The 25475-nt window shown below is 28.3% G+C and carries 25 protein-coding genes and 1 tRNA gene; 17 read left to right on the top strand and 9 right to left on the bottom strand.

What is annotated here, in order from left to right; genetic code table 11:
- Positions 1–3: 3 nt before the first annotated feature.
- Positions 4–399, bottom strand: coding sequence for an ExbD/TolR family protein (locus HW119_RS13015; protein ID WP_177765077.1), 396 nt, complete (start codon positions 397–399; stop codon positions 4–6).
- Positions 380–1093, bottom strand: a complete 714-nt coding sequence (locus tag HW119_RS13010) for a MotA/TolQ/ExbB proton channel family protein (protein ID WP_177765075.1) — start codon at positions 1091–1093, stop codon at positions 380–382. The genes HW119_RS13015 and HW119_RS13010 overlap by 20 nt, the downstream gene beginning before the upstream one ends.
- 182 nt (positions 1094–1275) lie before the next feature.
- Here HW119_RS13010 and HW119_RS13005 point away from each other — a divergent pair, with 182 nt between their 5' ends.
- The 4 genes from HW119_RS13005 to eptA all read left to right on the top strand — a co-directional run bounded on the left by HW119_RS13005 (position 1276) and on the right by eptA (position 5134).
- Positions 1276–2490: a bifunctional folylpolyglutamate synthase/dihydrofolate synthase gene (locus HW119_RS13005; RefSeq protein ID WP_177765073.1), complete on the top strand. Its 1215-nt coding sequence runs from the start codon at positions 1276–1278 to the stop codon at positions 2488–2490.
- A gap of 75 nt (positions 2491–2565) precedes the next feature.
- Positions 2566–2640, top strand: a tRNA-Val gene (locus HW119_RS13000).
- Positions 2641–2799: 159 nt separating this feature from the next.
- Complete coding sequence (locus tag HW119_RS12995) at positions 2800–3627, top strand: phosphatase PAP2 family protein (protein ID WP_177765071.1); 828 nt, start codon at positions 2800–2802, stop codon at positions 3625–3627.
- Complete coding sequence (eptA, locus tag HW119_RS12990) at positions 3614–5134, top strand: phosphoethanolamine--lipid A transferase EptA (RefSeq protein ID WP_177765069.1); 1521 nt, start codon at positions 3614–3616, stop codon at positions 5132–5134. Before HW119_RS12995 ends, eptA begins: the two co-directional genes overlap by 14 nt.
- A gap of 45 nt (positions 5135–5179) precedes the next feature.
- Here eptA and HW119_RS12985 read toward each other — a convergent pair whose 3' ends face one another.
- On the bottom strand, positions 5180–5602 hold the full coding sequence (locus tag HW119_RS12985; protein ID WP_177765067.1) for an NUDIX domain-containing protein: 423 nt from the start codon (positions 5600–5602) through the stop codon (positions 5180–5182).
- A 1-nt stretch (position 5603) separates the two neighbouring features.
- On the bottom strand, positions 5604–6455 hold the full coding sequence (locus tag HW119_RS12980; protein ID WP_177765065.1) for a DMT family transporter: 852 nt from the start codon (positions 6453–6455) through the stop codon (positions 5604–5606).
- A 176-nt stretch (positions 6456–6631) separates the two neighbouring features.
- Between HW119_RS12980 and HW119_RS12975 the strand changes: the two genes are divergently transcribed.
- The 5 genes from HW119_RS12975 to gap all read left to right on the top strand — a co-directional run bounded on the left by HW119_RS12975 (position 6632) and on the right by gap (position 10888).
- Entirely contained in the window at positions 6632–6988 is a 357-nt protein-coding gene (locus tag HW119_RS12975; RefSeq protein ID WP_177765063.1) for a hypothetical protein, read from the top strand.
- 28 nt (positions 6989–7016) lie between these two features.
- Positions 7017–7304, top strand: a complete 288-nt coding sequence (locus HW119_RS12970; protein ID WP_177765061.1) for a DUF3817 domain-containing protein — start codon at positions 7017–7019, stop codon at positions 7302–7304.
- Between the two features lie 108 nt (positions 7305–7412).
- On the top strand, positions 7413–8759 hold the full coding sequence (locus tag HW119_RS12965) for an OmpA family protein (protein ID WP_177765059.1): 1347 nt from the start codon (positions 7413–7415) through the stop codon (positions 8757–8759).
- A 217-nt stretch (positions 8760–8976) separates the two neighbouring features.
- Complete coding sequence (gene lipA / locus HW119_RS12960) at positions 8977–9849, top strand: lipoyl synthase (protein ID WP_177765057.1); 873 nt, start codon at positions 8977–8979, stop codon at positions 9847–9849.
- Positions 9850–9892: 43 nt separating this feature from the next.
- Positions 9893–10888: a type I glyceraldehyde-3-phosphate dehydrogenase gene (gap, locus tag HW119_RS12955; protein ID WP_177765055.1), complete on the top strand. Its 996-nt coding sequence runs from the start codon at positions 9893–9895 to the stop codon at positions 10886–10888.
- A 572-nt stretch (positions 10889–11460) separates the two neighbouring features.
- Here the strand turns inward: gap and HW119_RS16765 are convergent.
- The 3 genes from HW119_RS16765 to HW119_RS12945 form a co-directional block, all read right to left on the bottom strand.
- The gene (locus tag HW119_RS16765) at positions 11461–11589 is read right to left on the bottom strand and encodes a hypothetical protein (RefSeq protein WP_255497890.1); all 129 of its coding nucleotides are present in this window, start codon (positions 11587–11589) and stop codon (positions 11461–11463) included.
- Between the two features lie 96 nt (positions 11590–11685).
- The gene (locus HW119_RS12950; protein ID WP_177765053.1) at positions 11686–12003 is read right to left on the bottom strand and encodes a hypothetical protein; all 318 of its coding nucleotides are present in this window, start codon (positions 12001–12003) and stop codon (positions 11686–11688) included.
- Entirely contained in the window at positions 12003–16463 is a 4461-nt protein-coding gene (locus tag HW119_RS12945) for a translocation/assembly module TamB domain-containing protein (RefSeq protein WP_255497889.1), read from the bottom strand. Before HW119_RS12945 ends, HW119_RS12950 begins: the two co-directional genes overlap by 1 nt.
- A gap of 154 nt (positions 16464–16617) precedes the next feature.
- Here HW119_RS12945 and tsaD point away from each other — a divergent pair, with 154 nt between their 5' ends.
- Genes tsaD through HW119_RS12920 form a run of 5 tightly spaced genes read left to right on the top strand, consistent with a single transcriptional unit; the run spans position 16618 to position 20537 of the window.
- Positions 16618–17640, top strand: coding sequence for a tRNA (adenosine(37)-N6)-threonylcarbamoyltransferase complex transferase subunit TsaD (gene tsaD / locus HW119_RS12940; protein WP_177765051.1), 1023 nt, complete (start codon positions 16618–16620; stop codon positions 17638–17640).
- Positions 17641–17642: 2 nt separating this feature from the next.
- Positions 17643–18347, top strand: coding sequence for a 16S rRNA (uracil(1498)-N(3))-methyltransferase (locus HW119_RS12935; RefSeq protein WP_177765049.1), 705 nt, complete (start codon positions 17643–17645; stop codon positions 18345–18347).
- A 3-nt stretch (positions 18348–18350) separates the two neighbouring features.
- On the top strand, positions 18351–19532 hold the full coding sequence (locus HW119_RS12930; RefSeq protein WP_177765047.1) for a class I SAM-dependent methyltransferase: 1182 nt from the start codon (positions 18351–18353) through the stop codon (positions 19530–19532).
- Between the two features lie 2 nt (positions 19533–19534).
- Positions 19535–20110 carry a hypothetical protein gene (locus tag HW119_RS12925; protein ID WP_177765045.1) on the top strand — a complete coding sequence of 192 codons (576 nt, stop codon included), beginning with the start codon at positions 19535–19537 and terminating at the stop codon, positions 20108–20110.
- Between the two features lie 25 nt (positions 20111–20135).
- Entirely contained in the window at positions 20136–20537 is a 402-nt protein-coding gene (locus HW119_RS12920) for a hypothetical protein (RefSeq protein WP_177765043.1), read from the top strand.
- Positions 20538–20575: 38 nt separating this feature from the next.
- Here the strand turns inward: HW119_RS12920 and HW119_RS12915 are convergent, their stop codons facing one another.
- Positions 20576–22195, bottom strand: coding sequence for an ABC-F family ATP-binding cassette domain-containing protein (locus HW119_RS12915; protein ID WP_177765041.1), 1620 nt, complete (start codon positions 22193–22195; stop codon positions 20576–20578).
- A gap of 157 nt (positions 22196–22352) precedes the next feature.
- Here HW119_RS12915 and HW119_RS12910 point away from each other — a divergent pair, with 157 nt between their 5' ends.
- Complete coding sequence (locus HW119_RS12910) at positions 22353–23741, top strand: TlpA family protein disulfide reductase (RefSeq protein ID WP_177765039.1); 1389 nt, start codon at positions 22353–22355, stop codon at positions 23739–23741.
- Here HW119_RS12910 and HW119_RS12905 read toward each other — a convergent pair.
- Positions 23738–24127 (bottom strand): group III truncated hemoglobin, encoded by a 390-nt coding sequence (locus HW119_RS12905; RefSeq protein ID WP_177765037.1) that lies wholly within the window; start codon positions 24125–24127, stop codon positions 23738–23740. The two genes, HW119_RS12910 and HW119_RS12905, sit on opposite strands and share 4 nt — an antisense overlap.
- A 67-nt stretch (positions 24128–24194) precedes the next feature.
- Between HW119_RS12905 and HW119_RS12900 the strand changes: the two genes are divergently transcribed.
- Together HW119_RS12900 and HW119_RS12895 are read left to right on the top strand one after the other, a co-directional pair.
- Positions 24195–24959 carry a Rossmann-like and DUF2520 domain-containing protein gene (locus HW119_RS12900; protein WP_177765035.1) on the top strand — a complete coding sequence of 255 codons (765 nt, stop codon included), beginning with the start codon at positions 24195–24197 and terminating at the stop codon, positions 24957–24959.
- Positions 24943–25470, top strand: a complete 528-nt coding sequence (locus HW119_RS12895; protein WP_177765033.1) for a KdsC family phosphatase — start codon at positions 24943–24945, stop codon at positions 25468–25470. Before HW119_RS12900 ends, HW119_RS12895 begins: the two co-directional genes overlap by 17 nt.
- Positions 25471–25475: the final 5 nt, after the last annotated feature.

Raw genomic sequence — 25475 nt, 5'->3', positions numbered from 1 at the left:
TAATTATTGTGCGCTTGTTGCAATTACAAATTTTAAATTGTGTTTTACTCCAATTTGAAGTACATCAACCAAATCTTGAACTTGTAAATTATAAGGAATTCTTACAACTACAGTTTGTTCTTTTGCAGGATCTAATTTCGAAAGTAAATTAGTTTCCAAAGATTCAAATGGAGTTAATTCCTTATCGATATAAAATTGTTTATCTTCTGTAACCGATAGTGTTATTAACTGCTTGTTTGTTTTCTCATTTGATTCAGCCTTTGGAAGCGTCATTTTAATCACATTTGGATTAGCAAGTGTTGAAATGATAATGAAAAACAATAACAAGAAAAACATAATATCACTTAACGAAGAAGTAGCAATTTCGGCATTAAAACGTTTATTTCTTTTGATTGCCATTTGGACGTTGTATTATGTTAATAAATTCAAGTATATTTTTCTGAATATTCAATGCAAAATTGTCAATTTTACCATTTAGAAGGTGATAAGCTGCATAAGCAATAATACCAACAATAAGTCCAGCTCCACTACTAATCATTTTTTCATATAAACCTCCAGAGATGTTAGCAATTGAAATATTTTCTGTAATTGAAATGTTATAGAAAATTTTGATAACTCCAGAAATTGTTCCTACGAATCCTAGAGTAGGAGCGATACCACCTATTAAACCTAGGTGATTTAGTTTCTTTTCCATTTGAGCAATTTCTATATTAGAAACTTTTTCCATGTTAGATTCAATTTCAGAAATTGGTCTTCCAATTGTTAAAACACCTTCTTCAATAACATGAGAAGTTGCTGTATCATCTCTTCGCGCAGTAGAAATAGCTAAATCTAAATTTCCAGCAGCCAATTGATTTTTTACATCTAAAATCAAATTAGGATTGTTTTTAGCTACTTTATTAATATAGAAAGTTCGTTCAAATATTAAGTAAAATGTGTAAATTAATAATAATATAATTGGAATTAAAAAAACACCACCTTTTAAAATAAATTCAATTAGCGAAATTTCCTTTTCTGTTGTCATAGAATTAATAACACTACCAGCTGCCTGTGTTAGAGTATCGTTTTGAGCTTGTAAAACAAATCCAATCATAAAAATTTTTATTTAGTTTTTAATAAAAAAATGTTCCAATTTTGTAAAAGATTTCATTCCAAATAGGATGAATATAGAAAAATCAAATATAAAAAAATATTCCTACTAAAATCGTACGGATTTAAATCAATTTAAAAACTTTTATTATTAGTTTTATTATCTAAAATATCATAATTTTACTGATGAATTATCAAGAAACCATTGATTGGATGTTTAACCAACTTCCTATGTATCAAAAAATTGGTGCACAAGCATATAAAAAAGATTTAACAAATACACTTGCTCTAGCAAAACATTTAAATTTTCCTGAAACAAAATTTAGAAGCATTCATGTCGCAGGGACTAATGGAAAAGGTTCTTCATCTTCAATGATTGCGTCAATATTACAAGAAGCTGGATATAAAGTTGGATTATACACTTCACCTCATTTAAAAGATTTTCGCGAAAGAATTAAAATAAACGGAATTGAAATTTCGAAAGAATTTGTCATAAATTTTATTTCGACAAACAAAATATTCTTTGAAGAAAATCAACTCAGTTTTTTTGAAATGACAGTTGGATTAGCTTTTGAATATTTTGCCCAACTACAAGTTGACGTTGCAATTATCGAAGTTGGATTAGGAGGAAGACTTGACTCAACAAATATCATTACACCTTTGGTTTCTGTAATCACAAATATTGGTTTTGATCATGTTGCGATTTTAGGGAATTCATATCAAGAAATTGCTTTTGAAAAAGCTGGGATTATTAAACCTAATGTGCCTGTCGTAATAGGTCAATATAATAATGAAACAAAACCTGTTTTTATAAGCAAAGCTAACGAAACTCAAAGCAAAATTATATTTGCATCTGAATTAGATTTACCAGAAGTAACTTCGGATTTAAAAGGTAATTACCAACAATTTAATAAAAAAACAGTTCAAGCAACGATTCAGGTTTTACGTAAACATTTTAAAATAAGCGAAGAAAATGAAGTAAATGGTTTTAGAAATGTTGTTAAGAATACCAATCTGCAAGGTCGTTGGCAAGTTTTGAGTAAATCACCTTTAATTGTTGCTGATACAGCTCATAATAAAGATGGTTTAGAAATTGTTATGAATCAAATAACTGAACAAGATTTTAACAAATTACTATTTGTTTTTGGTGTTGTAAACGATAAAGATTTAGCTGAGATTTTACCTTTATTACCTTTGAATGCAAAATATTTTATTGCTAAGCCAGATGTTCCTCGTGGTTTAGAAGCTTCTGATTTAGGAAAAAAAATGGAAAAATTTGATTTGAATTTTGAGGTTTTCGATTCTATTCCTTTAGCTCTTGAAAAAGCAAAACTAGAAGCGAATTCTGATGATATGATTTATATTGGTGGTAGCACTTTTGTGGTTGCAGAAATTTTATAATATTTTTTTTATTTTTATTTGCAAAAACAAAAAAGCTTTTTATATTTGCTATGTTCTTCTTTTAAAGAAGTTAACGGGCGATTAGCTCAGCTGGTTCAGAGCACCTCGTTTACACCGAGGGGGTCAGGGGTTCGAATCCCTTATCGCCCACAAAAAAGACCTACATTTCAATGGATTTGTAGGTTTTTTTTTATTTCATTTTTAACATAAGACTATTGTTATTTATTAAATGATTTTGTTTATTTGACTATAATTTTATTTTTATAACAATAATGCTGTTTAAAATAAATAATACCACCAATTAAAACTATGAACAAAACCGTTATTGAAAATTTTGCTAGATTCAATGCCTCCTTATTGTATTTACCTACTTTTTTATTATTAGCAATTTTGTCTTTTTTGTATTCGAGAAATGCGCTAAATAATGAAGCTTATGTAAATTGCCAAAAGGATTTTTTTCTTTTTATGAATTCAGAATTAGCTGAATATCCTCGAACCTTATACAATTTAACACAACTTGGAGATGCATTAATCATCATGTCATTTTTAACTATTTTTATAGTTTACGCTCCAAAAATGTGGGAGTCATTAATAACTTCTTCAATAGTATCAGCTCTTATAGTTTGTGTATTAAAACCATTATTTGGTATTCAACGTCCTGCTGCTGCTTTTGGTACTGAACATTTACATATAATAGGTAGAAAATTAATGGGAAGTAATAGTTTTCCTTCGGGACATTCTGTAACTGTTTTTACCGTATTAACAATTGTTTTGATTGCATTTATGCCGAAAAAAATCAAATATCAAATCATTTGGTCCATTACTATTTTTTCTTTTGGTATCGTTTTAATATTAACTAGAATAGGAGTAGGAGCTCATCATCCATTAGATATTACTGTAGGTGCAATTGTTGGATATGTTTCTGCAATTATTGGATTAACGATTAATAAGAAATATAATATCTGGGGATGGATTGGTCAAAAAAAGTTTTATCCCGTTTTTATTTTCATTTTTCTAGTTTGCAGTATTATAATGGTGTTTAAAATTTATGAAGCTAATCTGATTATCTTTTATTTTGCACTATTAAGCTTATTAATTTCTCTTTTTGTAATTACCAATCTTTATGTTAAAAAGTAGTTTTAAACTATCTAAATTTGTTTTGCTTATATGCTTGATGAATTTTTTATTCTTTCATTATCCTTTTTTCAAATATATATTTTCAAATGTAGATTACACTTCATTTAGTGGAGCTTTGCTATGTTTTAGCATGCTAATATTAGTTGTTCTAGCAAATTATTTCTTTTTTTATTTACTTTTTTTTGTTTCAAAAATTATTGGTAAATTTTTTACAATTTTATTTTTCTTAATCAACTCGATAGCGGTTTATTTTATTAATTCTTATAGTGTAATTATTGATGAAAGTATGATTGGAAATATTCTAAATACCAATTTTGACGAATCAAGTAGTTTCTTTTCATTCAAATTAATTATTTATTTAGTTTGTTTTGGCATCCTACCGAGTATTTTCATTTTTAAGGCAAAAATTGAAAAGATAACATTAAAAAAATTCCTAATCAATTCGGGAATAAATCTTGGGTTAATACTTTTAATTGTAGTCGCTAACGCTTCGAATGTTTTGTGGATTGATAAAAACTCAAAAGTAGTTGGAGGATTGGCAATGCCATGGTCATATGCTGTAAATACACCTTTATACTATATTCATCAAGCTAAAAAAAATCAAAAAGAAATATTACTTCCTGATGCTAAAATCACGAATAATGAAAAAAGTGTAGTTGTATTAGTAATCGGAGAATCTGCACGTAGCGAGAATTTTTCATTGTATGGTTATTCAAAAAATACCAATCCTTTACTTTCTCAAACTGAAAATGTATTTAGTTTTAATGCAACTTCTTGTGCAACATATACAACCGCTGGAGTTAAATGTATATTAGAACATGAAAACACTTCTGATTTATATGAAATTCTTCCAAATTATTTAAATCGAAATGATGTTGAAGTTATTTGGAGAACAACAAATTGGGGTGAACCTCCAGTACATATTCAAAATTATAAAAAACGCGAAGATTTGTTCGTTAATTGTAAAGGTGTTGGTTGTGACTACGATGAAGTTTTATTGAATGGATTAAAAGATGAAATCTTAAATGCTAAAAAAAATAAAATTCTTATTGTTTTACATACAAGTACAAGTCACGGACCAACTTACAGTAAAAAATATCCACCTGAATTCGAAGTTTTTAAACCTGTGTGTAATTCTGTTGAAGTGGCTAACTGTTCACAAAATGAGTTAATAAATGCTTATGACAATACTATTATTTATACAGATTATATCCTTTACAATGTAATTGAAACACTAAAGGAATTTCCTGAATATAAAAGTTCAATGATTTATGTTTCAGATCACGGTGAATCTTTAGGAGAAAAAAACTTATATATGCATGGTGTTCCAATGAGTTTGGCACCGAAACAACAATATGAAATTCCGTTTATAGTTTGGGTTTCAGATGGTTCAAAAGAATTGAAGAAAAATAATGCTTTGACACAAAACCATGTTTTTCATTCAGTCTTGAATTTCTTAAGTGTTGATAGTCCAATTTATAAAGAAGAAATGAATATCTACAAATAACAAAAAAGCAATCTCAAATAAAATGTAGATTGCTTTTTTGTTTCTTTAAATTAAATTAAATTTTGAAATTGCATCTGAAATTATATCAGAATGATCAAATGCAGTAGGAGGTAAGTTTTTGATATTAAACCATTTAAATTCTTTTGCGTCATCTGCAGCTTTAGCAACCACGGAATTTTCTATTCTAGAAAAATAAGCTACACTTACAACATGACTTCTTGGGTCTCTAAACGGTTTACCATAAGCGCCAATTTGAAAAACTTCGTCAACCTTAACACATGTTTCTTCTAATAATTCACGTTTCGCAGCAGTTTCTAAATCTTCGTTTTCATCTACAAAGCCACCTGGAAGTGCCCAACAATCCATAAAAGGATTTTTTAATCGTTTAATTAAGAGAATTTCGATATTGTTATCAATCTCCCGAACAACAACATTATCAACCGTTACAAATATCTTTGAAATATACATTTTAAATATTTTTATATTGAGAATATAATACAAATATAATAGCAAACACAGCCATAATAATTCCAAAAATATTCTTTTTTGACAATTTTTCTTTAAATAAAAAAACTCCCAAAATGGTTGCAAATGAAATAACTCCAAAATTCATTACAGCAAAAACCGTTGATGGATTATCACTATAAATTTTGTGAGCTTTTAAATAAAAATAGATATTTGAAAAATTCAAAAGTCCCAATAGAATTCCATAGAAATAAACAGACTTATTGATTTTATATTCTTTTTTCTTAAACAAGAGTGACATTAACAATGAAATTATAAAACAACCTGTAAAAATGAAAAATAAATAAGTTGTGTATGGATGCGTTTTTTGCAATGCAATTTGTTTAAAAAGTATATCAATAATACCATACCCCAAAAAAACCAATGCTAAAAAAATTGAATTGTTTTGAACAGTTTTATCATTTTTATATAACATTAAAATTACAGAACCAAATCCTAAAATTATTCCAATCCATTTAAATAACGAAATAGATTCGCCAAATATTAAAAAAGACGCAGAAATTGGAATGATTAAAGAGATTCTTTGTGCAATATCAGTTTTGATAATTCCTGATTTATTGATTGACAAATTTAAAATAAAAAATATTGTAGGCATCAAAATCATCAAAGGAAAAACTATTTTATAGTTTAAATGAATACTTGAAATATTTACATCAAAAAGACTGTAAGATAGTATAATTGCAATAAGATAATTAAAACTAATCATTATAAAACCTTCATTGAAATTAGGTTTTATTTTTTTGAATAAAATACCAACGAATACGCTAGAGAAGATACTTATAAATAGAAAAATCATTTTAATAGAATTTAATGAAGCAAAAGTATAGTAGTTATTTGTAAATATAAAATAATTTCTATTTTACATAATATATATTATAAGTCATAATATTTATAAAAATTAATCTTTAAAAAATTATGCTATAAATTATAATAAACATATTTTTGCAACAAATTGATATAAATAGATACACAGTGGAAAATTCAAATGCACAAAAGTTAATTAAACAAATTCAAGGTGAAATTATTTCGAACGGTATTGATGTAAACACAATCGTTCCTGAGTTAAAAAAACTTAGAGAATTTGCTTTGTTAGAAGAAAATCCTGTTGTAGTTAAGGCTTTGCGTTTAGCTTACGAACACATTGAAAAGAATAATGATTTCTTAATTCAAATTCCTTCAGATGAACCTGTTGATGAAAATGAAATAAATGAATTTGGTTCGACTAATACAGAAAGTTTAAACTATTTATTGTCATTGATGTTAGACTTGCAAAACAAACATAACATTTTAGATTTAAAAGAATTTAATAAATTAATGCTTGAGTTTTAGTTAACTACTAAAGCTCTTTTTTAGTATAATGAAAAAACTTTTCAAAATAATAGCATATCTAGAAGGAATCTCTTATTTATGCTTGTTTTTTAACATGTTTGTAATTAAAAACATGAATCTTGTTTTGTACAAACAAATACTTTTTCCATTAGGTATGGCTCATGGATTGTTATTTGTACTGTATGTCGTAATGGCTATATTTTTGGCGATTGAATTGAAATGGTCATTGAAAAAAGCATTATTGATATTAGTTGCTTCTATTCTACCCTTCGGGACTTTTTACTCTGAAAAAAACTGGGTAGAACAAATGAAGTAAGAAAAAATAATTAAACAGTTGCTTTTTCTAAATATTTACTTATTTTTGCCATATTATTCTATATTTGAGTAATAAAAACAAAAATCTAAATAATTTAAAAAAGTATTTATGAAAAAATTATTATTACCATTACTAACTTTATTTATTGCAAATAATTCAGTTACAGCTCAAACCTCAGAATTTAACAAATGGTCAGTTGAATTAAATGGTGGAGCGAACAAAGCATTACATAATTGGGGTGAAGGTTATAGTGCTCCTTATAATTTTTTACATGCTGATGCGGGGGTCCGTTTCATGATTAACAGTAAATTTGGATTAAAAGCAAGTTTCGGTTACGATAATCTAAAAAACGGTGATAGTTCAAAATCATTTAAAACTGACATCTACAGATATAATTTAGAAGGTGTTATAAACGTTGGTAGAGTTTTATCGTTTGAAGAGTGGACTAATACAATTGGTATTTTATTACATGCAGGAGCTGGATATACTACTTTTAATTTCGGTAATTTCCCAGACAGAAATGATGATGCTGTAAACATTATGGTTGGTTTAACTCCTCAAATTCGTTTAAGTAATAGAATTGCCTTGACTCTTGATGTAACTGCAATCAACAACTTTAAACAAAAATATACTTGGGATGGTTCTGTTAGACCAAACGATGACTTAAAAGCCTCAGGTACTGTTGAAGTTGATGGTGAAAAAGGATCTGTAAACATTTCTGTGCCTGACCCTTCTAAAAAATTCTTAAAACATTTAAATCCAATTTTAAATACATCAGTAGGTGTTACTTTTTATTTAGGAAACAAACCTACTCATGCAGATTGGTATGTTAACAAAAAAGATAACACGGAGATTGTTGAAATGCAAAATGAATTAGAAGAAATTCAAAACAAATACAATGCTCTTGAAGAAAAATTAAGAGATTCTGATAATGATGGAACTCCAGATTATTTAGACAATTGTATTAGTGTTCCTGGTCCGATTGAAAACAGAGGTTGTCCTTGGCCAGATAGAGACAATGATGGCACACCTGACCATTTAGATGAATGTCCAGATGTAGCAGGTCCTAAATCAAATCACGGATGTCCTCAAATGGAGAAAAAAGATATCGATGTATTAAATGGTTATGCTAAAACAATTTTATTTAATACAAATCAGTCTACTTTTCAAACCCAATCTTATATTGTTCTTGACGGAATTGTTAAAAAGATGAAAGAATTTCCAAATTCTAAATTCAATATTAATGGATATACTGATAGTACAGGTAACTCAAGTATAAATCTACCTTTGTCTGACGCAAGAGCTAATGCTGTTAGAGATTATTTGATTAAAAATGGAATTAAATCTGATAGATTGACTGCGAAAGGATTTGGTTCTGCAGATCCAATTGATTCTAACAAAACAGTAGCAGGAAGAGCTAATAACCGTAGAACAGAAATTGTTTTAATAAAATAAATGATATTAAAAACGTGAAATTAAATATTTCACGTTTTTTTTATCTATTAACTTGATAATTTTTTTTGCGATTTAGTATTGAAAAATATAGGAGTTTTAATTTCTTATATTAGTTTATCAATATTCTTGAATAAATCTGTTATTAATCATAATTGTAATTTTTATTAAAATTAAACTTGATTATTCATTATATTTGTTGGAGATAGTAATCTATAGCATGGAAACAGTTTTAGACACAAATAAACCAACGCAAAATAAACCAAAATGGTTACGCGTTAAATTACCTACCGGAAAAAAGTATACTGAACTTAGAGGGTTAGTAGATAAATATAAATTAAATACTATTTGTACTTCAGGAAGTTGTCCAAATATGGGTGAATGTTGGGGCGAAGGAACTGCAACATTTATGATATTAGGAAATATTTGTACACGTTCTTGTGGTTTTTGTGGTGTAAAAACTGGTCGTCCAGAAACAGTTGATTGGGATGAACCTGAAAAAGTTGCTCGTTCAATAAAAATTATGAATATTAAGCATGCTGTCTTAACTAGTGTTGACAGAGATGATTTGAAAGATGGTGGATCTATCATTTGGGCCGAAACAATCAAAGCCGTTCGAAGAATGAACCCTACCACTACTCTAGAAACTCTAATTCCTGATTTTCAAGGGATAGAAAGAAACATAGATCGTATTTTAGAAGTTAATCCAGAAGTTATTTCTCATAATATGGAAACCGTTCGTCGTTTAACACGCGAAGTTCGCATTCAAGCAAAATATGATCGTAGCTTAGAAGTTTTACGTTATTTAAAAGCAAACGGTGCCAATCGTACAAAAACTGGAATTATGCTTGGTTTAGGTGAAACTGAAGAAGAAGTAATTCAAACAATGCATGATCTAAAAGCTGTAAATTTGGATGTTCTAACAATTGGACAATACTTACAACCAAGTAAAAAACATTTACCTGTTAAAGAATTTATTACTCCAGAACAATTCAAAAAATATGAACAAATCGGATTAGAACTTGGGTTCAGACATGTTGAAAGTGGAGCTTTAGTTCGTTCATCTTACAAAGCTCAAAAACATATTTTATAATAACTTTGGTCGTTCTATATGAACGACCTCATTTTTTTGGCTAATGAAAACAAGAATTGCAATTAATGGATTCGGAAGAATTGGTAGAAATTTGTTCCGTTTATTGATTAACCATCCTACAATAGAAGTTGTAGCTATTAATGATTTAGCTGATAACAAGACGATGGCTCATTTATTAAAATATGATAGTATTCATGGTAAATTATCTGAAGATGTTATTTTTGACGAAAATCATATTATAGTTGACAACCATAAAGTTGTGTTTTTTCATGAAAAAGAAATTTCAAAAATAAATTGGAAAGATTTAAAAATTGATATTGTTATTGAAAGTACAGGAAAACATAAAACTACAGAATTACTTCAAAATCATATTAATAATGGTGCAAAAAAAGTTATACTTTCAGTTTCACCAGAAGATAATTTAATCAAAACTGTCGTTCTAGGTGTTAACGATTCTATTTTAGATGGAAGTGAATTAATTGTTTCAAATGCTACTTGTACAACAAATAATGCAGCTCCAATGATAAAAATTATAAAAGAACTTTGCGGTTTAGACAAAGCTTTTATAACAACTGTTCACTCCTACACTACTGATCAAAGTTTACATGATCAACCTCATAAAGATTTAAGAAGAGCAAGAGCTGCAGCCCAATCGATGATCCCAACAACAACTGGAGCTGCTAAAGCATTAACTAAAATTTTTCCTGAATATGAAGGTCGAATTGGTGGAGGTGGTATTCGTGTGCCTGTTCCAGATGGATCACTAACTGACATCACTTGTTATGTAAATAGAGATATTACTGTTGATGAAATCAATGAAGCATTTAAAAAAGCTTCCGAAAATGAGCTAAAAGGAATTTTGGAATATACAGAAGATCCAATTGTTTCAATTGACGTTGTTGGAAATTCTCATTCTTGTCTTTTTGATGCTCAATTAACTTCTGTACTGGATCGTATGGTTAAAATTGTTGGTTGGTATGACAATGAAATTGGATATTCATCTAGAATAATAGATTTAATAGAAAAGATAACTAATTAAAAATCAGAAAAATTACAATACCCTCAAAAAGTCAGAGATTATTTGGGGGGGTATTTTGATGGAAAGAAAAGTAAGATTCGATTTAGCATTTAAGCTGAATTGTGTAAAAGAAGCATTAAAAGATCATAGATCCGTAAACTTTATTTCATCTCGAGAAGAGTTTGATGAAAGTAGTTAATAATTCGAATTAATTAATATTTATCTACCTGATACAAGTGCAAACTTTACTAAGTTTTTTTTTCTACAAGGTTTTCAAAACCTTGTAGGTATACGATTTTATTTGATTTTGAAGTTCAAATACTTGAGTATATAATATTTAATTATGTTTTTAATTCATTTTATCTTGATGAAGCATTATATGAAGTTTTTCAAGAGTTTGTTAAGGTTATAATAGAACTATTTTAGTTCATTATCCTTTTCTTTTTCTTTAAAAGCACTAAAGAAACAAAGTGCTCTGACGCAGTATTTTAACGATCTACTACGAATTATTTCTAAAAACAACATTAGATTTTTCGTCCTTGTTTCATGTGCTAAATTTAAGATTTTAGTCTTAACTTCAACTGAACGCTAAGTTAGTATATCCAATCTATAGATTCAAAAACCTTATCGATGATACCAACAGGATGTGTCTTGGGAATTAAATCATCAAACGAATAATGTAAAAGTATGGTCTGATTCTGATTGTAATGTTGGAATTTCATAACTAAAATCTTTGAAAACCTCAATAATTTTAAGGTTTTTGTCTAATTTTTGAACGAGAAAAACTGCCTCGTTATGAGACAGTTTTTTATTATTTCCTAAATATGTATGTTACTATTTAAACTTTTAAGTTTTTGAACAAAATCTTCTTTTAAATGTTCGATTTCAAAAGTTCCTTTTTTATCTCCACTCAAAACAATTACACCTTTTGCAGTTAGTTCAATTGAATCTATCAAATCGATATTAATGAATAAAACATCACTAATTTCTTTGGGTTTAGCTGGATAAAAAACCATACGTTTATTAGTTAACATCAAATCGCCTTCTTGATTTTTTTCATCTTTTACATTAGCAATAAAAATTGCTTTTTCATCTGGTTGAAAGCTATTTTGAAAAGCTTCAAATATGTGTTCCATTATTTTTCTTTATTAACTGGTGGTTCGTGACTATCACTTTGTTCTTCTCTTCTATTTTCTTGAAATTTTAGAAAATCAACACCGTAATCATCATCCGGAATTTGTTCTTCTTTTTTCTTATTATTTTGTTCTAAAGCTTTTTCTTTTGCACGCTTATCTGCACGAATCATAATTTTACGAATTAATTCTTTGAAAGTATCAAAACCGACTTCGTAAGTTAAACCAACACCTTGTGTATAACCAATTCCTTCACCAATATAGTTGATGTCGTTTTCTCGATTAAATACTCGACCGCGTAAAGTTCCATCTTCGTTTAATAATAACTGAATTTCAACATCACCAATAATAACATTGTCTTCAGCTCCACCAACAGGAACTCCAAGTTTACCATTTACAAAAATACGATCACTAATTTGAGTTTGAAGGGTTACACCAACTCGAGCTGCATCGTCATCTGCTAATGGATTACGAGCACTTTGAGAATAAGTCATTCCAATCTTAACTTTACTATCTTCATCTGAAAATAAATCATCAAACAAACTACTAGCTCGTTCAAATAAACTTCCGTAAACCACAGACGTATCCGTATTCGAAGTAATAAATCCACCAGTTGCTAATAAAGCCATAGCTTGTGTTTCTCTAGTATCTTTATCAGCTAATTTGTATTCAATTTCAGATTTAATAGTTGAGCTAATATTTGGGAAATTAATCTCAAAATCAATATTTGGATTGCTTAAGTTTCCAGTAAGAACAATGGCTACATCGGTATCAATTTTTCTATTAATTGCCGAATTTTCAATAATAATTGCAGGATTTGCTTGAGTTTTATAAATCGCACTCAAATCTAAAGCCGCATTTAGTGGATCACCATCCCAACGAATGGTTCCGTATTTTTTAACCGTAAACTTTTTATCAATTAGAACACCGTATTTAAAATTATAATAGCCTTCATATACTTGAAAATCTCCCCACATATTAAAACTTCCCAAAGTATTAATTTGCATCGTAATGAAACCAGCACCTTTTCCTTTCATTGCATGACCGGTAACTGGATCTAATATAATTTCTATTTCAGCATCCGGAGTTATTTCAAATTCAAAATCTAATTGAATACCACCAAATTGATTTATGCTATTTTGTTCTACAATACCAAGTTCTCGGTTTCGTTTTTCTTCAGGAGAAAGAAAATGAATGAAATTATTATCTCCAACTCCACTAGAATCACCTAACGGAATCTTGATTGCAGTTCCTTTTTCGGATTTAGCTTCGATTTTTATATGTAAAGCTTCGGCTGGTCCAACAATAGTAGCAAAACCATCTATAAAAGCTTTTCCATAATACGGTGTTCCTTCAATATACTTGGTATCTAATGCTAATAAATTATTTGAACTCAAGCGCACATTCAAATTCCAATCTTGAAAACCTTTATGTGCAATGGTTCCGTTTACAACCCCTTTTGTTTGATATTTAGAATCAATGATATTTGCATTTCGTAATATGAATTTAGATTCCGTGACATCTAAAGTTGTATTTTCTTCAAAAAGATAATCCACACCTGTAAAAACAGGACGCATTCCCGAATTTTTAAGATATAAACGTCCATCAATAACTGGTTTTTTATGTGTTCCTTTTATAGCTACACGACCAGAAGCATCTCCACGAACATCGGCCATAATACTAGACAATAATGGAGCAATTGATTTTAAATCAAAATCTACAAAACCAGCCTCTAAATCTAAATTACTTGTGTTTTTTAATACATTGATATTTCCATTTAGAAAGAAACTTTCCACGTTTTCATTTTCAATTGTTGAATGGACTTTAAAATTTCGTAAAGACTCATCACCTTTTACATCAAAACTAAATAAACCTAAAAGAATATCGTTTACTGTTAAATTATCTATCGTTAAATGTGAAGTTGGTTTAAAAACTTTATTTTCTTGTATAAAAGAAATATTTCCGTTTACTAAACCTGCAAAACTAAGATTATTTAAATCAGGTGTCACTTTAGCTAAATCAACTTTGTCAAAAGTTAAATTCAAATCTTTATACGTTGAATCTCGCATAACGCCATTTAACTTAACCATCTGTTCGTTATGAGATAATGAAATTTCTTCTACATTAAAATCTGTCAGTTTTTTATTAAATACAATTCGATTTGACGAATCGTCTTTTTCATTCAAATACCATAATGAATTTTTGAAGTTAACTTCAGATTTTTGTAATCCAACTATTGATTTATTTCCTTCATCAATCGTATAATACAAGTTTAAATTATAATAATCTTTTGCTTCTTTACCTCCTTTAAATTCAGTACGAGCAAATAAAGTATCATTCTGAGTTATGTTTAAGAAATTAAAATCTGTAATATCATAATTTGGAATCTGAATAGAATCAATAGTTATATATGTATTAAATAATGGGTTTTTATTATCAATTGTTACATCAATTGTTTTTAGCGAATTCTTAGCAAAGTTTACAAAAGGAGAATTTAAATTGAATTTAAACTCACCATCATCAGCATTGATATTACCTTTGACTTTTGTGTTTTCACTTATTTCAATATTAGGTACAAAAATTTCTACAATTTTACTGTTAATATCAAAATCAAATTCCATGAATTGACCTTCATTTAACTTGTTCGGTTTGTAATTGGTGTAAATACTTCCTAGAGCATTTTCAATAATATCTTTTACTTGTTTTAATTGATATTTTCCACGTACATAACCATTTAAAATATCAGGTGAATTCATTTCAATCGTGCGAACACCTTCATCATCAAATGAAGATTTTAGTTCAAAGTTATCAAAGTAAAATTCTTCTTGTGAATTTTGATAAAAAGCATTTTCTACCTGAAGCGTTCCTGCAAAATCATCAACTGAATTTCCAGTTGCATTTAAAACAATGTTTCCTTTAAATTCTGAAATTGAATCTTTAACTAATTTTAGAGCATGTAAATCGATATGTTCTACATCTAGTTTAAAATCATAGGCTTTTGCTTTTTCACTGAAATCGATTGTTCCATCAAAATCAACTAAAGCATTTGCATCTTTACTAATCAAAGAACCTTGATATTGTGGCCATTTTAAATTTCCATCAATACTAATATTTTTAAAAAAATAATTATTAAAAGCAAATGATTCGATGTCTCCACTGACATTAGTATCTAAACTTTCAGCATCAAAACCTTTTCCATCTACAATTAAATTCAATGTAGTAGAACCTATATTTTGTTGTGATATTAAATTTCCAATATTAAAATTCTCAAGATTAATTTCTCCAAAATATGTAGCTAATTTTGGTTGATTTAATTTCTCCATTGAAATTTTAGCAACAGCTTTCCCTAAATTAGAAATCGCTTTGAAGTCAGCATCTAAAGTAAAATTTGAATATTGAATGGTTCCGTTTAAATCAATCATTCCAAGTGCGGTCAATTGATCCGGAAGTGATTTACCTAAAACATTCGGAAGTAAAGAAACTGCGTTTTCACGAGAAATGTATAATCTATCAAGTTGAGTAGAAATTTTAAATTCTTTTTCTTTATCTAACAAATTAATTAATTCAAAATTACCTCGAATTTGCGAATTTAAATTGTCCGTCAAATTTGTATTTGATAATTTGAAATTATTTAAAGTTCCTTTCAATTTAGTTTTTAAGTACAATTTCTTGTCTTTACCAAATTCACTATAAAAATTATGAAGTTCGTTAGTAGCTAAAATTGATTTTTCAATATCAATTTCAAGATTTACTTTGTCAACAAAATATTTCAAATCACCTACTTCATAATTCATTTGTATTGAACCTTTCAATTCTGATTCTTTTGTTTCAAGATTTAAATTAGCAATTTGCATCGATGTTTTGGTCATCGAAAAATCAGTTTTTAAATCTTTTACTTGAAAACCATGATGATCATCAAAAGCCAAATTGGTAATATTTGCAGAAATATTTGGACCTTTAATTAATAGATTATCTAAAGCCCCGTTTAAATTTGTAAAATCTAAGCTTTTAGGATTTTTATTATTATCGTCAGTAATACTAAAACTTCCATTCTTAACTTCAATGTGATTAATTTTCATTAAGAATTTACCTGAACCTGGTTTTCCATCATCAAAAACTGCAATGAATTTATCAAGATTTGATAATGTATCACCTTTGTAAGTATGGATATGAAAATCTAATTGCTCTACTTTTGTAGAGCCAAAAAATAATTGACCGTTTATCAGTTTTTTGAAATCTAAAATATTTGTATGTAATTTTCCAATATCTCCAAGTGTATTCTCGTGATCATCATTTACAGAAACGTTTTTTAAAATTACATTTCCATCAATTCGAATTGCGACCATTCCGATTGAAGTATTCAAATTAAACGCTTCGTTTATCTTTTTTGATGCAAATTGAGCTATCGCTGTTTGTACTACAGGCGTGGTCAAAGCTACTGATACAGCAATGATTAGCAACAAAATTACTAACAGAATTCGAAATAGTATTTTAGAAAATTTTTTGATAGTCGTAATTGTTTTAAATTTGCTTTTGGAAATTGTATTTTTAATAAACAAAAATATAGAATTTCAATCAAAATCTGCTATCAAAAAGCAGTAAACTTTTAATGAAAAAATGAAAAATCAAGATACTTATATTTTGGCAATTGAAAGTTCTTGTGACGATACTGGAGCTGCTGTTTTATTAAACAATAAAGTCATATCAAATGTTGTTGCAAGACAAGAAATACATGAACAATATGGAGGTGTAATTCCTGAATTAGCTTCAAGAGCACATCAACAAAACATTGTTCCAACGATTGATGTTGCATTGAAAAAAGCAAATATCACAAAAGAACAGCTTAGTGCAATTGCTTTTACTCAAGGTCCTGGATTAATGGGGTCGTTATTGGTTGGTGGATCTTTTGCTAAATCTTTGTCAATGGCTTTAGATATTCCTTTAATTGCTGTGAATCACATGCATGCGCATATTTTGGCTCATTTTATCGATGAAGCTGGATTTGAAAAACCTACGTTTCCTTTTTTAGCTTTGACGATTAGTGGTGGACATACTCAGATTGTTAAAGTAAATTCATTTTTTGATCTTGAAATTCTTGGCGAAACTACTGATGATGCTGTTGGAGAAGCTTTTGATAAAACCGCTAAAATTCTTGGTTTTCCTTATCCAGGCGGACCTTTAATAGATAAATTTGCCAAAAAAGGAAATCCAAAAGCATATGCATTTACAAAACCAAAAGTACCTGGATTAAACTTCAGTTTCAGTGGATTAAAAACACAAATTATGTATTTTATACAGAAAAATGTAGCCTTAAATCCAAATTTTATTGAAGAAAATAAAGCTGATATTTGCGCTTCTGTTCAATATACCATCATCAATATTTTAATGGATAAATTGAAAATGGCGGTTTCAGAAACAGGTATTAGTCAAATTGCAATCGGTGGTGGAGTTTCCGCAAATTCAGGGATTAGACAAACCTTGAAAGATGCTGAACTAAAATACGGTTGGAAAACGTTTATTCCTAAATTTGAATACACAACAGATAATGCTGCTATGATTGGAATTGTAGGTTATCACAAATATTTAGAACAACATTTTAGTGATAGTACAACTGTTTCTAAAGCAAGAATAGAATTTTAATTATGCAATTATTTTACACTTCTGATATAAATATCGAATCCGAAACTTACTTTTTTGACAAAGAAGAAAGTAAACACATAGTTAAAGTTTTACGTAAGAAAGAAGGAGATATTTTATATGTAACCAATGGTTTAGGTTTTTTATTTAAAACAGAAATAACAGTTGTTTCTGAAAAAAAATGCACGATTAGAATTATTGAGCATGAACAAAAAGAAAACCTTCCGTTTTACATTCATTTAGCTGTTGCTCCAACAAAAATGAACGACCGTTTTGAATGGTTTCTTGAAAAAGCAACCGAAATTGGAATTCAAGAAATCACACCAATTATCTGCGATCATTCTGAAAGAAAAATTTTTAAAACCGACCGATTTGAGAAAATTGTGCTTTCGGCTATGAAACAATCGAATCAATTTTTTCTTCCAAAATTAAACGAGCCAAAAACGTTTAAAGAATTCATGAATTTAAACCATGATGGAAATTTGTACATTGCACATTGCGAAGAAACAGAAAAGAATGATTTACACAAAAACATTCCAATAAACGAAAAATACACCTTGTTAATTGGACCTGAAGGAGATTTTTCAACCAAAGAAATCGAAACAGCAATCAATAATAAATTTAAACCTGTAGCTTTAGGAAATACACGTTTAAGAACAGAAACTGCAGCTGTTGTGGCTTGTCATACTTTTGTTTTAGCAAATTCGTAAATTATGGATGTTTCGTTTTTACTAAAGCCCGAAATTCAAGAATTTATAAATAATAATCTGACTTCGGATATTCAAAAATTAGCTTTGAAAAAAAATCCGTTTCCAGATTTTGATTGGAAAACAATTATCAATCAAATTCACGCCAAACAAAAAGCACAACATAAATTACCTACTTGGTTTAACACTAAAAACGTACTATTTCCTTCTGTTTTATCCATCGAACAAACATCGTCTGAACCTTTAGCAAAATTCAAATCAAGTCTAATTTCAGGTAAAAAATTAATCGATTTAACTGGAGGATTTGGAATTGATTGTTATTATTTTTCGAAACATTTTACGAAAGTTGTTCATTGTGAATTTAACAAAGAACTTTCAAATATTGTAGCTTCGAACATAACTGCATTTGGAATTCAAAATATAAAAACATCTAAAGGTGATTCTTTAGAAACTTTACAGCAATTAAACGAATATTTCGATTGGATTTATATTGACCCAGCTCGTCGAAGTGATTCCAAACAAAAAGTTTTTTTATTAAAAGATTGTACGCCAAATGTTCCAGAAAATTTAACGGAATATTTTAAATTTACGAATCGTATTTTAATTAAAACAGCTCCAATTTTAGATATTTCTGCTGGAATACAAGAGCTTGAATTTGTAAAAAAGATTTACATCATAAGTTTAGAAAATGAAGTTAAAGAGTTACTTTGGATTTTAGAAAAAGATTTTAAAAATCAGATTGAACTTGAAGCGGTAAACATCGATAAAAACGGAAATGAAATTCGATTTTCATCACAAATTGAAGACGATTTATTTTGTGATATTGATGAACCGATGCAATATTTGTATGAACCTTTTAGTTCGGTTATGAAAACTGGAAATTTCAATAAAATTGCGAATTATTATAAAGTTTCTAAATTACATCAGCATTCACATCTGTACACAAATAACGAATTAATTGATTTTCCTGGTCGAAAATTTGAAATTGAAAACGTACTTCCGTATCAGAAAAAAGAAATGAAAACGTTTTTCGAAAATCAAAAATGTAATATTACTATACGTAATTTTCCAATTTCGGTAGAAGAAATCAGAAAAAAATGGAAAATTAAAGATGGTGGCTCAAAATTTGCGTTCTTTACAACCAACAATAAAAACGAAAAAATAGTAATCGTTTGTAATAAAATATAACTATGAAAAAAGCATTACTTTTCCTTTTATTAGGAACTTTTATGAATGTTCAAGCTCAGAATAAAAAATGTTCGATTGATTACGAAATTAAAAACGATTCTGTTGATTTAATTAAACTTAATGATCAATTGATTTTTGAAAAAAACTTTTCAGAAAAAACAGAAAGTATTTTATTTTCATTGGTAAGAAATTCTCAAGAAAATGTATTGCAATTTCAATGGTTAGAAAAAAGTAAAGAATTTACAATTAATCGTTGTTTTGACCCAAATTCAACAATTCGAATCGATTTGATTAACGCTGATTTTGTTGAACTTAAATTGTACGATAATGAAATTTGTGCGCAATTGGTTTATGATGATGTAGCTAAAAATAATATTCGCGTTTTAAATACTTATTTTAATATAGAACCCGAAGATTTGCAAAAATTAACGAGTTCTAAAATGTCTCTTTTAACAGTAAATTACGCGACCGGAAAAGAATATTATAATATTAAAGACGTATTGATTTCAGAAAATTCGAAAACAGAGACCAAACCCGCTTTCTTTTTCATTAACGAAATTCCTTGCTTAACTAAATAATTTAAACGCTCAATAAAACATAAAAATGTTGTATCAACCAATTTTTAACGAATTTTACGAACTTGTAAAAGACAGTATTTCTAAAGGAACATTTGCTAAACTAACCCTAGCAAAAACCATGGGTGACACCGAGATTAAAAACGTTTTTGTAAAATTAAATATTTTAGAAAATAACACTTACAATTTTGCTTTTCTAACGAGATATAAAACGGAAGAAATAGAAAGTAATCATTCGGTAGAAGAAGCTTTTGTTGTATTGAGTTCGTATATCAAAAATCCATTTTTAACTGCTTTGTTATTTACAACAGATAACGACGTTACTTTTAAAGTAAATAAAAAGAATGTTGGTTCGATAATTTATCAGAATCCAACTTTTAAAAACGTTTCTCCGGTAATGCAAGAAATGATTGATAAGAAAACAATATAAAAAAACTCGATTCAGCTGAATCGAGTTTTTTAATGTTATTATACTGTGTACATTTTTGCACGTAATTCTTTAATTTTTGGATCTTCTAAATAATCGTCAAATGACATATAACGATCAATAACTCCATTTGGTGTTAATTCGACAATTCTGTTTCCAACAGTTTGCGCAAACTCGTGATCGTGAGTTGTTAATAAAACAGAACCTTTAAAGTTTTTCAATGAGTTATTGAAAGCAGTTATCGATTCAAGATCTAAGTGACTTGTTGGTTCGTCTAACATTAAAACGTTAGCTCTAAGCATCATCATACGAGAAACCATACAACGAACTTTTTCTCCACCAGAAAGTACAGAACCTTTTTTCAAAGCTTCTTCACCAGAGAAAATCATTTTACCTAAAAATCCACGAACATAAACTTCGTCTCTTTCTTCTTCAGTTTTAGCCCATTGACGTAACCAATCTACTAAAGTTAAATTCTCAGTAAAGAATGCATGATTATCTGAAGGTAAATAAGATTGATTTGTTGTAATTCCCCATTCAAATGTTCCAGCATCTTGTTTTAAATTATTATTTAAAATCTCATAAAATGCAGTAGTTGCACGAGAATCTTTAGAGAAAATAATTACTTTATCTCCTTTATTCATATTTAAATCCACATTTTTAAAAAGCACTTCGCCTTCCACAGATGCAGCTAAATTAACAACATTTAAAATTTGATCTCCAGCTTCGCGCTCTTGTTCAAAAATGATTGCAGGATATCTTCTTGAAGAAGGTTTGATATCATTTACATTTAATTTTTCAATCATTTTTTTACGAGAAGTTGCTTGTTTTGATTTTGCAACGTTTGCTGAGAAACGACGAATAAATTCTTCTAATTCAGCTTTTTTCTCTTCTGCTTTTTTATTCTGTTGCGCACGTTGTTTAGCAGCTAATTGAGAAGATTCATACCAGAATGTATAATTTCCTGAATAGTGATTAATTTTACCAAAATCAATATCAGAAATATGTGTACAAACAGCATCTAAAAAGTGACGGTCGTGAGAAACAACTAGAACTGTATTTTCATAATTTGCTAAGAAATTTTCTAACCAACCAATAGTTTCAAAATCCAAATCGTTGGTAGGCTCATCCATAATCAAAACATCAGGATTACCAAATAAAGCTTGTGCTAATAAAACACGAACTTTAAGTTTTCCTTCCATATCTGACATTAACATATAATGAAAATCTTCAGAAATACCTAAATTAGATAATAAAGAAGCTGCGTCAGAATCTGCATTCCAACCATTCATTTCATCAAACTGAATTTGTAATTCACCGATTCGATCTGCATTTTCATCTTTATAATCTGCATAAAGATCATCCATTTCTTTTTTAACGGCGTACAACACTTTATTACCCATCAAAACTGTTTCTAGAACGGTTTGTTCATCAAACATATTATGATTTTGGTTTAAAACCGACATACGTTTTCCAGGTTCTAATATTACATGACCTGAAGTTGGGTCAATATCACCTGCTATAATTTTTAAGAAAGTAGATTTTCCTGCACCGTTTGCACCGATGATTCCGTAGCAATTTCCTTGTGTGAAAGTTGCATTTACTTCATCGAACAAAATACGTTTACCAAATTGTACTGATAAATTTGAAACTGTTAACATGATTCTTTATTTGTTTTGGAAATGCAAAATTAGTAAATATTATCCATTATTGCTATTTTCAAGTCTTTTAAATATTTACAATTAGTTTAACGACTTTTTAACAAAACCTACAATTCTAAAAAACTATTTTTGTAGATAAAACAAACTTCAATTTTCAATGTTTAGTCAAAATTCTTTTTATAAATGTCTTTTTTTATCCATTACTACTTTATTGTGTTCTTGTAACAAAAAAACAGTAGATAAAAACGATTTCCATGCGTATTTTGGTGGTGAAATTATTAATCCAAAGGCATCTTATATTCTTTTTTGCAAGGACAATAAAGTTATCGATACGCTTCATATTAATAGTTTAAATCAGTTTTCTAAAAAATTTGATTCTTTAACTCCTGGTATGTACATCATCAAACATGGAGATAAAATAAAATATGTTTTTTTTGACAAAAATGATAGTTTAAATATAAGAATAAATACAAAAGATTTTGAACATGCTTCTTCTTTTTTTGGAACTGGAAAAAACAAGAATAATTTTTTACTTGAAATCTTCGCATCAAACATTGATGATAAAAACAATTTAGATTTTCATTATAGTAAGAATTATAAAAAATTCAAAAAAAGTAATGATTCTTTAAAAGATGCAAAAACTGCTTTTTATTTAAGAAGAAAAACCGAAATTGGTTGGAATCATGATTTTGATTTATACGCAAAAGCAATTTTAGATCTTGAATATTTTACTCGTTTAGAGATTTATCCATTTGCTCATTTAGAATATACCAATCAAAACATCAAGGATAGTCTTCCTAAAGATTATTACGATTTTAGAAAAAAAATAAACTTCAATAACGAAAAACTTAGTGAGTTTGCTCCATTTACAAGATATCTAGCTATCATGTTAAACTCTATTGTTTCAGATAGAAATCTTGAATCTGATTATGATCAAAATATTGCAAAACTTCAGATTGTAGATTCCTTAATATCAAATCAAAAAGTAAAAAATAAGATTTTAAATAATATTGCATTTGTTTATTTGTTAGAAGATCAAAATATTGAAAACAACAATAAATTTTTGAAACGTTATTTTGAAATTTCTACCGATTCTACACAACAAAATGAGATTCTTAAAATCAAAAATTCAATTAAAAATTTAAGTCAAAATAATAAATTACCAAATGTTGAGTTGGTTGACTCTAAAAATAAACTTTTTGATATAAATAAAAATATAAATAACAAAACAGTTATTGTTTTTTGGACTAAAAACGCGATTAATCATTATAATGCATCACAAAAAAAGATAAATGTACTTTCACAAAAACACAAAGATTATGATTTTATTTCTGTAAATATTGATCATGATTTTGATTATTGGTCTAAACTTGTAGCATATAGAAACAATCCAAATACTATTGAATTACAAGTAAAAGATTTTGGCGTTTTGAAAGATTTATGGATTATAAATAGATTAAATCGTACTATTATTTTAAACAAAGACGGTTCAATAAAAGAAGTTTTTGCAAATATTTTTGATGACGATTTCGAAGATAAACTTTAATCAATAGGTTTTAGATTATTATCTCTGAAATACGTAATTTTAGATAAGAACATCGTTGCCATTTTATCAGCACGCCAAATAGCTTCTTGTGCTTTTTCTCCGTCAAAATGCGATAAAACCACATCAGAAAAAATACTTTTCCATCGATTAAAATGCGAATCATCAACTGGTAAATGCGCATGCGGAGGAAATGGACGTCCGGAATATGTATAATCTTCTAAAAGAATCGTTTGCCAAAATCGATACATTTTTTCTAGATGTTCAGGCCACCGATCTTGAATAATTCCGTTAAATATAGGTCCAATCAAATCATCTTTTTGAATTTTATCATAAAAAGTATCCACCATAAATTTGATGTCTTCTAAATTTTCAATATCCTTTTTCATATTTAATTTTCTTTAGATTTTCATAAAAACAATTGCTCAAACTATAAGTTTACCTTACTTTTACTTTATGAATAATGTAATTGTTTTAGGGTCTGGAAATGTTGCGTCGCATGTAATTCAATTTATAAACGAAAACAACGAACTTAATTTAGTTCAAATTTACGCAAGAAACTCGAATAAAATCGATAATTCAATCAATAAAAATTTAGTAACTGATGATTATCTAAAAATCAAAGAAGCAGATATTTACATCATTGCTGTTTCTGACAACTCAATTGCTGAAGTTTCGAAAAATTTACCTTTCAAAAACAGATTTGTAGTACATACTTCTGGTTCGGCTGATTTAGATCAAATTGATTCCAAAAACAGACGCGGTGTTTTTTATCCTTTACAAACGTTTTCTAAAAATAAAACTGTTGATTTTTCTCAAATTCCTTTTTGTTTAGAAACAGAATTTGAAAATGATTTTCCGATTTTAGAATATTTTACTCAAAAATTCAGTTCAAAAGTTTATCGAATTTCATCAGAACAACGAAAATATATTCATGTTACGGCAGTTTTTGTAAGTAATTTTACGAATCATATGTTTACTATTGGTAATGAAATTTGTAAAGAAAATGACATTCCTTTTGAAATTTTTAAACCTTTAATTCAGGAAACATTTAATAAAATCAATGAACTTGAACCGGTTTTAGCTCAAACCGGACCTGCTGTTCGTAACGATTCAAACACATTAAAAAAACATTTAGAATTAATTACCAACGAGAAAATAAAATCACTATATTTAAATATTTCAGAATCAATTCAAAATTATAATGTCAAAAAGTTATAAAGAGTTAATGAACGACATCAATACATTTATATTCGATATCGATGGCGTATTAACTGATGGGTCAATTCATGTTGCTGCAAACGGAGAATTATTGCGCAATATGTTTATAAGAGATGGCTACGCAATGAAAGCGGCTGTAGAAAACGGATACAATGTTTGTATTATTTCTGGTGGAAGTAATGACGGTGTCCGAACCAGATTAAAAAATTTAGGAATCAACGATATTCATTTAGGCGTTTCCGACAAAGTAGAAATTTTAAAAAAATACATCGATATCAATAACATCAAAGCAGAAGAAATTCTATACATGGGAGATGATATTCCAGATTACTGGGTGATGCAAGAAGTAGGTTTAGCAACCTGTCCTCAAGATGCAGTTCCAGAAATTAAGAAAATCAGTAAATATATTTCTCATATAAATGGAGGTCGAGGCGCTGTAAGAGATGTTATCGAACAAGTAATGAAAGTTCAAGGCAAATGGTTTGAACATTTCAATGCAAAATTTGACTAACATTT

This window comes from Flavobacterium sp. I3-2, from assembly GCF_013389595.1.
Classification (GTDB): domain Bacteria; phylum Bacteroidota; class Bacteroidia; order Flavobacteriales; family Flavobacteriaceae; genus Flavobacterium.
This window is presented reverse-complemented; position numbering and strand designations above follow the sequence as displayed.

Bases quoted from the DNA above. Each gene is read 5' to 3' on its own strand.
- HW119_RS13015 (WP_177765077.1), bottom strand. From the start codon at position 399: ATGGCAATCAAAAGAAATAAACGTTTTAATGCCGAAATTGCTACTTCT.
- HW119_RS13010 (WP_177765075.1), bottom strand. From the start codon at position 1,093: ATGATTGGATTTGTTTTACAAGCTCAAAACGATACTCTAACACAGGCA.
- HW119_RS13005 (WP_177765073.1), top strand. From the start codon at position 1,276: ATGAATTATCAAGAAACCATTGATTGGATGTTTAACCAACTTCCTATG.
- HW119_RS12995 (WP_177765071.1), top strand. From the start codon at position 2,800: ATGAACAAAACCGTTATTGAAAATTTTGCTAGATTCAATGCCTCCTTA.
- eptA (WP_177765069.1), top strand. From the start codon at position 3,614: ATGTTAAAAAGTAGTTTTAAACTATCTAAATTTGTTTTGCTTATATGC.
- HW119_RS12985 (WP_177765067.1), bottom strand. From the start codon at position 5,602: ATGTATATTTCAAAGATATTTGTAACGGTTGATAATGTTGTTGTTCGG.
- HW119_RS12980 (WP_177765065.1), bottom strand. From the start codon at position 6,455: ATGATTTTTCTATTTATAAGTATCTTCTCTAGCGTATTCGTTGGTATT.
- HW119_RS12970 (WP_177765061.1), top strand. From the start codon at position 7,017: ATGAAAAAACTTTTCAAAATAATAGCATATCTAGAAGGAATCTCTTAT.
- HW119_RS12965 (WP_177765059.1), top strand. From the start codon at position 7,413: ATGAAAAAATTATTATTACCATTACTAACTTTATTTATTGCAAATAAT.
- lipA (WP_177765057.1), top strand. From the start codon at position 8,977: ATGGAAACAGTTTTAGACACAAATAAACCAACGCAAAATAAACCAAAA.
- gap (WP_177765055.1), top strand. From the start codon at position 9,893: ATGAAAACAAGAATTGCAATTAATGGATTCGGAAGAATTGGTAGAAAT.
- HW119_RS16765 (WP_255497890.1), bottom strand. From the start codon at position 11,589: ATGAAATTCCAACATTACAATCAGAATCAGACCATACTTTTACATTAT.
- HW119_RS12950 (WP_177765053.1), bottom strand. From the start codon at position 12,003: ATGGAACACATATTTGAAGCTTTTCAAAATAGCTTTCAACCAGATGAA.
- tsaD (WP_177765051.1), top strand. From the start codon at position 16,618: ATGAAAAATCAAGATACTTATATTTTGGCAATTGAAAGTTCTTGTGAC.
- HW119_RS12935 (WP_177765049.1), top strand. From the start codon at position 17,643: ATGCAATTATTTTACACTTCTGATATAAATATCGAATCCGAAACTTAC.
- HW119_RS12930 (WP_177765047.1), top strand. From the start codon at position 18,351: ATGGATGTTTCGTTTTTACTAAAGCCCGAAATTCAAGAATTTATAAAT.
- HW119_RS12925 (WP_177765045.1), top strand. From the start codon at position 19,535: ATGAAAAAAGCATTACTTTTCCTTTTATTAGGAACTTTTATGAATGTT.
- HW119_RS12920 (WP_177765043.1), top strand. From the start codon at position 20,136: ATGTTGTATCAACCAATTTTTAACGAATTTTACGAACTTGTAAAAGAC.
- HW119_RS12915 (WP_177765041.1), bottom strand. From the start codon at position 22,195: ATGTTAACAGTTTCAAATTTATCAGTACAATTTGGTAAACGTATTTTG.
- HW119_RS12910 (WP_177765039.1), top strand. From the start codon at position 22,353: ATGTTTAGTCAAAATTCTTTTTATAAATGTCTTTTTTTATCCATTACT.
- HW119_RS12905 (WP_177765037.1), bottom strand. From the start codon at position 24,127: ATGAAAAAGGATATTGAAAATTTAGAAGACATCAAATTTATGGTGGAT.
- HW119_RS12900 (WP_177765035.1), top strand. From the start codon at position 24,195: ATGAATAATGTAATTGTTTTAGGGTCTGGAAATGTTGCGTCGCATGTA.
- HW119_RS12895 (WP_177765033.1), top strand. From the start codon at position 24,943: ATGTCAAAAAGTTATAAAGAGTTAATGAACGACATCAATACATTTATA.